The sequence below is a fragment of the Streptomyces sp. NPDC029466 genome (assembly GCF_055574515.1).
Genome location: NZ_JBVHZH010000052.1, coordinates 50,355 through 59,242, shown reverse-complemented (window position 1 = coordinate 59,242; position 8,888 = coordinate 50,355). Strand labels below are relative to the sequence as shown.

Sequence of the window (8,888 nt, the reverse complement as noted above, 5' to 3'; positions counted from 1 at the left end):
CCCCCCCCCCCCCCCCCCCCCCCCCCCCCCCCCCCCCCCCCCCCCCCCCCCCCCCCCCCCCCCCCCCCCCCCCCCCCCCCCCCCCCCCCCCCGCCCCCCCCCCCCCCCCCCCCCCCCCCCCCCCCCCCCCCCCCCCCCCCCCCCCCCCCCCCCCCCCCCCCCCCCCCCCCCCAAGGCCGTGGCGAACGGGATGTGCAGGAGAACTGCCGGCGCTTGACGGGCGGAACTCCGTACCTCCGTACTGTCGATGAACACCAACCCACCCGACTGGTGGGCTCTGGCGGAGGCGAGCGAGAGATCGTCTGCCGCCATCGACGGCAGGATGGTGAAGCTCAAGGGCGTGCTCACCGTCATCGCCGCGACCAGCGACCGGGCGTCCGAGGTCAGCAGATAGGCGGTACACGTCGCAGCCCCCAGCCGAGCGTCCAAGTGGCGCAGTGCGGACGCCATGACTCGGCCCCACTGCGGCTGCGGCTGTCCGGCGGCTGCCTGAGGTGCCGATTCGGAGAATTGGGGGTCCATGAGATCCACCCTGGGGGCACGTACCACACGCCCGGCGTGCGTTGCCGGAAGGGGACGCACTCGCCCGGGCTGCTTCCTTCCATTATGAATCCCCGCCAGTCGCTCCCGTCCCACCACCCCCGGTCACCGAAAGTGGTCACCCTGTCACCCAGCCGCGGATGCGATGAATCGGATGCGATGCATACAAAGCCGACGCCGAAGGTCCGTGGTTCAGGCGGTGGTGCGGACCGCGGCGAGGTCGAGGGCGATGTCGGTGATCATGTCTTCCTGGCCGCCGACCAGCCCGCGGCGGCCGACCTCGGTGAGGATCGCGCGGGCGTCGATGCCGTAGCGGCGGGCGGCCGTCTCGGCATGGCGCAGGAAGCTGGAGTACACCCCCGCGTAGCCGAGGGTGAGGGTTTCGCGGTCCACCCGCACCTCGCGGTCCTGGAGGGGGCGTACGACGTCGTCGGCGGCGTCCATCAGGGGGAACAGGTCGCAGCCGTGCTCCCAGCCCATCAGGTCGGCGACCGCGACGAACGCCTCCAGGGGGCAGTTGCCCGCTCCGGCTCCCTGGCCGGCGAGGGAGGCGTCGACCCGGGTGACGCCGTTCTCGACGGCGACGACCGAATTGGACACCCCGAGACCGAGGTTGTGGTGGGCGTGGATTCCCAGCTCGGTGGACGGGTCGAGGACATCGCGATAGGCGCGGACGCGGTCGCGTACGCCGTCCATGGTGAGGTGGCCGCCCGAGTCGGTGACGTAGACGCAGTGCGCGCCGTAGGACTCCATCAGTCTGGCCTGCTGGGCCAGTTCGGCGGGTTCGGCCATGTGGGACATCATCAGGAAGCCGGCCACGTCCATGCCCAGGTCGCGGGCGGCGGCGATGTGCTGGGCGGAGATGTCGGCCTCGGTGCAGTGGGTGGCGACGCGCACCGAGCGGATGCCGAGGGCGTGTGCCCGGCGGAGGTCGTGCACGGTGCCGATGCCGGGCAGGAGCAGGGTGGTGGGCACCGCGTGGGTCACGGCGTCGCAGACGGCCTCGATCCATTCCCAGTCCGTGTGGGCGCCGACGCCGTAGGTGATGCTGGAGCCGGCCAGGCCGTCGCCGTGGGCGACCTCGATCGCGGCGACTCCGGCGGCGTCGAGTGCGGCGGCGATGGTGCGGGCCTGTTCGACGGTGTAGCGGTGGCGGACGGCGTGCATACCGTCCCTGAGGGTCACGTCCTGCACGTACACGGTGTTCGGCCGGTGCGCGGTCATGGGGAAACCACCTTCGTGGTGCGGTGGGCGGCCATGCGCTCGGCGGTGCGCAGGGCGGCCGAGGTCATGATGTCGAGGTTGCCGGCGTAGGCGGGCAGGTAGTGGGCGGCGCCCTCCACTTCGAGGAACACCGATACCTTGGCGGCCCGGCCGGACCGGGAGGCGGCCGGCAGGAGGGAGCGCAGTGGGTCGTCCAAGGCGACGCGCTCGAACTGCACCTTCTGCTTGAGGCGATAGCCGGGGACGTACGTCTGGACGCGCCCGGCCATCTCCTCCACGGAGGCGGTCACGGCGGCGTCGTCACAGTCGCCGACGAGGCAGTGCACGGTGTCCCGCATGATGAGGGGCGGTTCGGCGGAGTTGAGGACCATGATGGCCTTGCCGCGGGCCGCGCCGCCGACCTGTTCGAGGGCCGAGGAGGTGGTCTCGATGAATTCGTCGATGTTCGCCCGCGTGCCGGGGCCCGCCGAACGGGAGGAAATGGCGGCAACGATTTCCGCGTAGTGGACCGGGGTCACGGCGGCGACGGCGGCCACTATGGGGATGGTGGCCTGCCCGCCGCAGGTGACCATGTTGACGTTGGGCGCGTTCAGATGGGCGTCGCCGTTGACCGGCGGTACCACGTACGGGCCGAGCGCGGCGGGGGTGAGGTCGACGACCGTGCGGCCCAGTGCGCGCAGTACCTCGTCGTGGCGCTTGTGCGCCCCGGCGGAGGTGGCGTCGAAGACGAGGGACACGTCCGCGAACTCGTCCAGCTCGACCAGGCCGTCCACGCCCTGGTGGGTGGTCGCGACCTTCAGCCGCCGGGCGCGGGCCAGGCCGTCGGAGTCGGGGTCGATGCCGGCCAGGGCGGCGATCTCCAGAGAGTCGGAGAGCCGCAGAGTTTTGATCATGAGGTCGGTGCCGATGTTGCCCGAGCCGATGACGGCGACCTTCGTGGTCATGCTCCGGCTCCTTCCGTGGCGGCGGCGAACGCGGTGGTGACCGTGCCGAGTCCTTCGATGCGGGCAGTGAATGCGTCGCCTTCGGCGGCGACGGCCATCGGGCCGAGCGCGCCGGTCAGGACGATGTCACCGGCCCGCAGCGGCTCACCCAGGCCGGCGAGTGTCGAGGCGAGCCAGAGCGCGGCGGTGAGCGGGCTGCCCAGGCAGTCGGCGCCGGTGCCCGTTGAGACGGTCTCGCCGTTCCTGGTCAGGGTCATCCGTACGTCGCGCAGATCGACCCGGTCCAGCGGTACGGGGGTGCCGCCGAGGACGTACAGGCCGCAGGAGGCGTTGTCGGCGACCGTGTCGACGATGCTGATGTCCCAGTCGGCGATGCGGCTGTCGACGATCTCCAGCGCGGGCAGGGCGAACGCCGTTGCCCGCAGCAGGTCGGCGACGGTCGGGTCCCGGTGCGGCAGGTCAGCGCCGAGCACCAGGGCGACCTCCGCCTCGATCTTCGGCTGCAACAGCCGGCCGGGGGCGATCAGCTGCCCCTCGGGCACCGCCATGTCGGCGAACAGGGCGCCGAAGTCGGGCTGTTCGACGCCGAGTTGACGTTGCACGGCGGGCGAGGTCAGACCGATCTTCCGGCCGGTCAGGCGCCGGCCGGCGGCGAGGCCCCGCTCGACGTTCAGGCGCTGCACCGCGTAGGCGGCCTCGATGTCCGCCTCGGGCAGCAGATGACGCACCGGGGGGCACGGGACACCGGCGCGGGCGGCTTCGTCCAGGACGGCCGCCACCTCGGCCACCGGACCGGCGGACTCGTGGGCGTTCATGCGTCGCTCTTGTCGGGAGCGGTGCGAAGGGGCTGCGGGATGGTCATGCGGGATACCTCCGGAAGGGAGCGAAGCTGGTGCGGGGCTCGGTACGGGTGTGCGGGCCGTCGCCGTGACGCATGCCAGGTATAGACGCGCATCGTGAGCAACGGCAAAATATGTTCCATGACACGGAACAGCACGCAGGGAAATATGTTGGACAAGGCAGTGGCAGTCTTGGATTGCTTCCGACCGGATGGCGGATCGTTCCGCCTTACAGAACTCTCTGCACGTACAGGTCTGACCAAGACCACGGCGTTCCGGCTGTGCGGCGAACTGGTCCGGCTCGGTCTGCTCGAACGCGAGGCGGAGAACTACCGGCTCGGCGGCAAGCTCTTCGAACTCGGCTCGCTCGTGCCGCGCCGGCATGATCTGCGCGAGGCGGCCCTGCCGTTTCTCCAGGACCTGTTCGAGGCCACGCACGAGACCGTCCATCTGGGCGTGCGCGAAGGCCACGAGGTGGTCTACGTGGAGCGCATCCACGGTCATGGCGCCCTGCGGCTGCCCTCCCGGATCGGCGGTCGGCTTCCCCTGACCTGCACCGGCATCGGCAAGGCACTGTTGGCCTTCTCCGGCGCGGAGCTGGCGGAGGAGGTGCTGGACGCCCCCCTCCCCCGCCTCACGCCGCACTCGGTCACCGATCCGGAACGGCTGCGCACCGCCATCGAGCAGGCCCAGGTCGCGGGCCTGGCCTACGAGGAGGAAGAGGCCACCCCGGGCGTCAGCTGCATCGCGGCACCCGTCTTCGACGGGGCGGTGGCGGTGGCGGCGCTGTCGGTCGCCGTGCCCCGCAGCCGCTTCCGGCCGGCCCAGCTCGCCCCGGCGGTACGGACCGCCGCGCTGGGACTGTCCCGTGTGTTGCGCTCCGGTACGTGATCGGGCGTTGGACTGGTCAGTCGCCGGGAATGCCTGCGCCACTCAGCGACGGAACCGTGCTCTCCGGGCGGCCCAGGGAGCGGGCCCCGGCCTGGAACTGGGCGAGTCTGTCAACGATGGTCCGGCCGACCGGCAGGTGACCCCAGATGCTGATGCCCTGGTGAGTGGTGGGCTCCCAGGTGGTCTCGTCGACGAGGACGGGGTTCCAGCCGACCTCCCACTCGAAGCCCGAGGGAGTGCGGGCGTAGTAGGAGAGTTCCTTGTCGTTGGTGTGCTGGCCGACGGACAGGGCCATGTCGAAGCCGAGTTCGTGCACGCGCTGGTAGCTCTGGGCCAGGTCGTCGAGGGTGGCGGCCTGGACGTTGAGGTGCTGCACGCGGGTGCGGACGGCATCGATCGGCAGGCCGCGGGCGGCGGCGATCGCGATGGAGTGGTGGCGTTCGTTGACGCGCAGGAAGCGAATCTTGAATTTGACGCCGCTGAAGGTCTCGTCGATGTAGTCCGTCAGACGGGCGTCAAAGACGGTGTGGAAGTAACTCCGGGTCTGCATCGGCTTGGTGGAGGTCAGCGCGATGTGACCCATGCCGCCGTCGCCGGTGACGAAGCCTGAGGCGAGCATGCGCAGCGGCTCGGCCGATGTCGCCGGGGTGGTGCAGATCTCCTGGGTGATGCCCTTGGGGCCGGGGAACCGCAGCAGGCGCTCGACGCCGCGCAGGGCGGCTTCCTCGTCGGTGCCGACGGCGAAGGGGACGCCGTGGGCGCGGATGCGGGCCTCGATGCGTTCGAAGGCGGCGTGGTCGTCGATGTGCCAGCCGGTGGCGACGACGTCCTCGGCAGGGCCACGCCGGATGAGGAAGCGGCACTCCTGGTCGTCGAGGCGGAAGCGCATCAGATTGCGGGAGAGGGCGTGGTGGTGCATGCCGATGGCGTCGGTGCCGAAGCGGCGCCAGTCGGCGAAGCGGTTGGTCTCGATGACGAGGTATCCGAGGCGGACGGCACCGAAGACGGACGGGGCGTCATGTGTGGTCATCGGCGGCCGGCCAGGAAGTCGGCGCACAGGCGGTTGAACAGATCGGTGCGCTCGAACTGCACCCAGTGCCCGGTGTTGGCGACGAGGTACAGGTCGCAGTTGGGCATGCGGTCCGCCAGCATCCGGCCGCCGGACGGCCGGTTGACCTTGTCCTCCGCGCCCCACAGGACGAGGGTGGGCACGGGCAGCCGGCTCAGGCGCGGGTCACGGGTGAAGTCCATCTTCCACAAGGTGCGCAGCCCGGCGGGGCGCTGCAGCGGCGGCGAGGCGATCACCTCGGGGTCGATGCTGGCCTGGTAGCGCTCCTCGATGGCGGAGTCCGGGACCTCGGCGGCATTGAAGACGAGGTAGTTGCGGATGAACGTCTCCAGCTTCAGCCGCGAGGGTCCGTCGCCGGCGTAGTAGCCCAGCAGGTTGTTGAGTCCGGGAGTGGGCAGGGCGCGGGTGTTGCCGACCCCGCCGGGGCCCATCAGCACCATGCGGTCGACCCGGTCAGGGGTGTCCAGGGCCAGCCGCAGGGCACAGGCGCCACCGTAGGAGTTGCCGACCAGATGGGCCTTCTCCAGGCCGAGTGCGTCCAACAGACCGCGGATGCCGTCGGCCAGATAGCCGAAGGGGTCACTGCCGTCGACACCCTTGCTGCTGCGCCCGTAGCCGGGCAGATCGGGCACGATGACCCGGTACTCCTTGGCCAACTCGGCGATGTTGCGGGCGTAGTTGGATACGCCGGAGGCGCCGGGCCCGCCACCGTGCAGCAGCAGCACGGGCGGCCCGTCGCCCGTCTCCGCAGCGAAGATCTTCTTTCCGCCGATGTCGTACGTCGTCTCCTGCATCGTCGGCAGGCCGGTCTGCGGGGTCATGGTGTCGGTCCTCACTGGGTGGTGTTCGCGGTACTGGGTGGTGTTCACGGTCGGGCGGGGTGCGTCGGCTGGGGCCGGGCCCGATGGGGGCGCGGCGAGTGCCGGGGCGCAGTTGTGGCTGCGGAGACGTAGGCGTGGGTCGCGGGGCGAAGGCGCCCGTACGGCGGGTGGTCATCCAGGCAGCAGGACGCTTTCCCTGACCCCCGGCCCCTGGTCATTGGCCATTGGCCATTGGCCATCCGCGGCCGGGGCCCAGCTGCCGGACTTCGTTGAAGCGGACCGGTCGCGAGGCGAAACCCCGGCACGCGCTCCAGGACGACGGTCCTGGGGCCCATGCCCAGTAGGTGCGGTCACCCCGTGGGGTACCCGGTCACCGCCAACGTCGTACGCATGCGTCTCCGGCGCCGTTTCTGACGCCGGCTCCTGCCTTCGGCCACCTGACGGTCGCCGTCTCGTCGTGGTTCTTGCTGTAGCGTTCACTCCAATTGGAATGAACGCTACAGTAAGCTCGACGCCGGATACGGTCAAGGGCGAAGACAACAGAAGGGAAGTGCCATGACCGGGCCCCACACGACGCGCCGGAAGCGGGCGAACGGAATGGAGTCGCGGCAGCGCATCCTCGATGCCGCCGTGGAGATCTCGGGTGAGCGCGGGTACGAGGGCACGTCCATCGCGGCCGTCAGCGCCAAGTGCGGACTGCCCGCGAGCTCGATCTACTGGCATTTCAAGGACAAGGACGACCTGATCGCCGCGGTCATCGAGCGCAGCTTCGACACCTGGCTCGCCGCGGTCGAGCTGCCGGGTGAGGAGACGGGCACCCCCCTGCAGCGGGTCACCGCCATGGCCGCGAACGTGGCCAAGTCGCTGGTCGACGCGCCCGACTTCCTGCGCCTCGGCCTCATGCTCGCCCTGGAGCGGCGCCCCACCGAGCCCCGAGGCCGGACCGTGTTCCTCCAGGCCAGAGCAGTCGCGCGCCGGAAGGTCACCGAGATACTGCAAACCCTCCACCCCGAGTTGAACGAGGCCGAGATCCACACGCTCACGACGTACGCCATCGCGGGCACCGACGGCCTGTTCGTGCAGCGGGAGATCACCGGCGACGCCGTCAACTTGACGGCGATGTTCGAACTGCACGCCCAGTCGGTACACGAGGCGGCACGCCGCATGGCGGCCGGAGCGGGAGGGTAACGGCGGCCGGAGGGTGACCAGGGCCGGAGGGTGACCAGGGCCGGAGGGCGACCAGGGCCGGAGGGCGACCGGGGCCGCCCGGCGATGGAACGAAGTTCGTCTGGGCGCCGGACACCCGCATCACCGAGCACCCGATCCGCATCGCCAAGGACAACCTGACCTCGGTGACCGGCGTCATGCAGGGCACCTTCACCCGGCCCATGCCGGACGGCAAGGGCGGCTTCGTCCAGCCGACGGGCAAGAAGTTCGCCATCAACATGGCCACGGTCGGCATCTGGAACAAGCACGCAGTGATGGAGGAGGAGTTCCTCTTCTGGGACAACCTGACCTTCTACCAGCAGATCGGCCTCGCCTGACCCGTACGTGGCCCGGCGGCGCGGGAACCGCCGGGCCGCGCAGATCTGGAGGGCGAGTTCGCGCGAGCACCGCGACCCTTCGTTTAGTGATCATTTATCGAGGCTCGGCAGGATGTGAAGCGTCGAGAAGGATCCTGCACAGGGGACGGTATGGCCAAGCTCTATCTGGAAAAGCTCAAGTGCGTCACGACTGAGGGCTGGAGCGGCTTCGACGAGCAGAGGCTTGTCGTCCAGAATCGTGGCACTGTGTGGAACGGGACGGTCCTCGGAGACCGGATGTACACCGTCAAGTACGACTGTGACTTCACGGGAACGATAGCCGTCTCTCTCGGGGAGGCCGGCGGAACAACCGGGGACGGCAGGCTCGGGGAGCAGTGGATCACGGATACGCCTGGTGAGCGCAGTCTGCGCTTCAGAGCGGACGGTGCTGAGTACAACCTGCTGTATGCGGTGGAGTAGCAGCCCGAACTGAACGAGGCGATGGCGAACCGGCGTCGGCGTCGGCGTCGGCCAGGCGCGCCGCACGACGGCAGTCGCCGCTGGACTCACCGGCCGTCCACGCAAAACGCTCGACTGGGAAACCCCAGTCGAGCGCCTGCATGAACTGCTCGCGGCCTGATCAACCGGCCTTGTGCGCAACGACCCCTGGAATCCGCCACCGCCTGGTGGGGCTTCCTCGGTTGTGCGGATACTGCTGCCCTCGTCGTACAGCGACCCGGGCGGAACTACACCTCGGCCCGGGGCATGAGTCCCGCGAAGTCGCTTCGAGACAGGCGTTCCACTGCTTGAGCGATGTCAACGCGAGTCACACGCGGGACGACGACCAGATTCGCCACAGCGAAAGACCCGTCCGACTGCACTTCCTCGGCAACCTCTTCCCCCAGGCGTGCAACGTCGTAGACGGTCAGCTCGTAGGTGGCCTCGGGTGCGACCACCCGCACGCCCACCAGATAGCCTTTCGCTTCCGTTTCGACTTCGTACCCCGCCAGATAGTCAGGGAACTGCAGGTCGTACAC

The 8,888-nt window shown here is 69.9% G+C and carries 11 protein-coding genes; 5 read left to right on the top strand and 6 right to left on the bottom strand.

What is annotated here, in order from left to right; genetic code table 11:
• Positions 1-247 precede the first annotated feature (247 nt).
• Positions 248-394 (top strand): hypothetical protein, encoded by a 147-nt coding sequence (locus ACZ4XD_RS31450; protein ID WP_468047682.1) that lies wholly within the window; start codon positions 248-250, stop codon positions 392-394.
• A gap of 338 nt (positions 395-732) precedes the next feature.
• Here the strand turns inward: ACZ4XD_RS31450 and dmpG are convergent, their stop codons facing one another.
• From dmpG to mhpD, 3 genes are read right to left on the bottom strand one after another with little or no spacing between them, the layout of a single operon-like run.
• Complete coding sequence (gene dmpG, locus ACZ4XD_RS31445; RefSeq protein WP_468047680.1) at positions 733-1,764, bottom strand: 4-hydroxy-2-oxovalerate aldolase; 1,032 nt, start codon at positions 1,762-1,764, stop codon at positions 733-735.
• Positions 1,761-2,708 carry an acetaldehyde dehydrogenase (acetylating) gene (locus ACZ4XD_RS31440; protein ID WP_468047678.1) on the bottom strand — a complete coding sequence of 316 codons (948 nt, stop codon included), beginning with the start codon at positions 2,706-2,708 and terminating at the stop codon, positions 1,761-1,763. Before ACZ4XD_RS31440 ends, dmpG begins: the two co-directional genes overlap by 4 nt.
• Entirely contained in the window at positions 2,705-3,523 is an 819-nt protein-coding gene (gene mhpD, locus ACZ4XD_RS31435; protein WP_468047676.1) for a 2-keto-4-pentenoate hydratase, read from the bottom strand. The genes ACZ4XD_RS31440 and mhpD overlap by 4 nt, the downstream gene beginning before the upstream one ends.
• A gap of 192 nt (positions 3,524-3,715) precedes the next feature.
• Between mhpD and ACZ4XD_RS31430 the strand changes: the two genes are divergently transcribed.
• The gene (locus ACZ4XD_RS31430; protein WP_468047690.1) at positions 3,716-4,438 is read left to right on the top strand and encodes an IclR family transcriptional regulator; all 723 of its coding nucleotides are present in this window, start codon (positions 3,716-3,718) and stop codon (positions 4,436-4,438) included.
• Between the two features lie 16 nt (positions 4,439-4,454).
• Here the strand turns inward: ACZ4XD_RS31430 and ACZ4XD_RS31425 are convergent, their stop codons facing one another.
• Together ACZ4XD_RS31425 and ACZ4XD_RS31420 are read right to left on the bottom strand one after the other, a co-directional pair.
• The gene (locus tag ACZ4XD_RS31425) at positions 4,455-5,468 is read right to left on the bottom strand and encodes a VOC family protein (RefSeq protein WP_468047674.1); all 1,014 of its coding nucleotides are present in this window, start codon (positions 5,466-5,468) and stop codon (positions 4,455-4,457) included.
• Entirely contained in the window at positions 5,465-6,328 is an 864-nt protein-coding gene (locus ACZ4XD_RS31420; RefSeq protein ID WP_468047672.1) for an alpha/beta fold hydrolase, read from the bottom strand. Before ACZ4XD_RS31420 ends, ACZ4XD_RS31425 begins: the two co-directional genes overlap by 4 nt.
• Positions 6,329-6,883: 555 nt before the next feature.
• Between ACZ4XD_RS31420 and ACZ4XD_RS31415 the strand changes: the two genes are divergently transcribed.
• The 3 genes from ACZ4XD_RS31415 (at position 6,884) to ACZ4XD_RS31405 (ending at position 8,331) form a co-directional block, all read left to right on the top strand.
• The gene (locus ACZ4XD_RS31415) at positions 6,884-7,516 is read left to right on the top strand and encodes a TetR/AcrR family transcriptional regulator (protein WP_468047670.1); all 633 of its coding nucleotides are present in this window, start codon (positions 6,884-6,886) and stop codon (positions 7,514-7,516) included.
• A gap of 164 nt (positions 7,517-7,680) precedes the next feature.
• The gene (locus ACZ4XD_RS31410) at positions 7,681-7,872 is read left to right on the top strand and encodes a hypothetical protein (RefSeq protein WP_468047668.1); all 192 of its coding nucleotides are present in this window, start codon (positions 7,681-7,683) and stop codon (positions 7,870-7,872) included.
• Between the two features lie 150 nt (positions 7,873-8,022).
• Entirely contained in the window at positions 8,023-8,331 is a 309-nt protein-coding gene (locus tag ACZ4XD_RS31405) for a hypothetical protein (protein WP_468047666.1), read from the top strand.
• Between the two features lie 266 nt (positions 8,332-8,597).
• On the opposite strand, the gene ACZ4XD_RS31400 is transcribed toward ACZ4XD_RS31405, so the two are convergent.
• On the bottom strand, positions 8,598-8,888 hold the full coding sequence (locus ACZ4XD_RS31400) for a hypothetical protein (RefSeq protein ID WP_468047664.1): 291 nt from the start codon (positions 8,886-8,888) through the stop codon (positions 8,598-8,600).

Coding starts and splice junctions, on each gene's coding strand:
- ACZ4XD_RS31420 (WP_468047672.1), bottom strand. CDS start 6,328: ATGACCCCGCAGACCGGCCTGCCGACGATGCAGGAGACGACGTACGAC.
- ACZ4XD_RS31450 (WP_468047682.1), top strand. CDS start 248: ATGAACACCAACCCACCCGACTGGTGGGCTCTGGCGGAGGCGAGCGAG.
- ACZ4XD_RS31430 (WP_468047690.1), top strand. CDS start 3,716: ATGTTGGACAAGGCAGTGGCAGTCTTGGATTGCTTCCGACCGGATGGC.
- ACZ4XD_RS31405 (WP_468047666.1), top strand. CDS start 8,023: ATGGCCAAGCTCTATCTGGAAAAGCTCAAGTGCGTCACGACTGAGGGC.
- ACZ4XD_RS31425 (WP_468047674.1), bottom strand. CDS start 5,468: ATGACCACACATGACGCCCCGTCCGTCTTCGGTGCCGTCCGCCTCGGA.
- dmpG (WP_468047680.1), bottom strand. CDS start 1,764: ATGACCGCGCACCGGCCGAACACCGTGTACGTGCAGGACGTGACCCTC.
- mhpD (WP_468047676.1), bottom strand. CDS start 3,523: ATGAACGCCCACGAGTCCGCCGGTCCGGTGGCCGAGGTGGCGGCCGTC.
- ACZ4XD_RS31440 (WP_468047678.1), bottom strand. CDS start 2,708: ATGACCACGAAGGTCGCCGTCATCGGCTCGGGCAACATCGGCACCGAC.
- ACZ4XD_RS31415 (WP_468047670.1), top strand. CDS start 6,884: ATGACCGGGCCCCACACGACGCGCCGGAAGCGGGCGAACGGAATGGAG.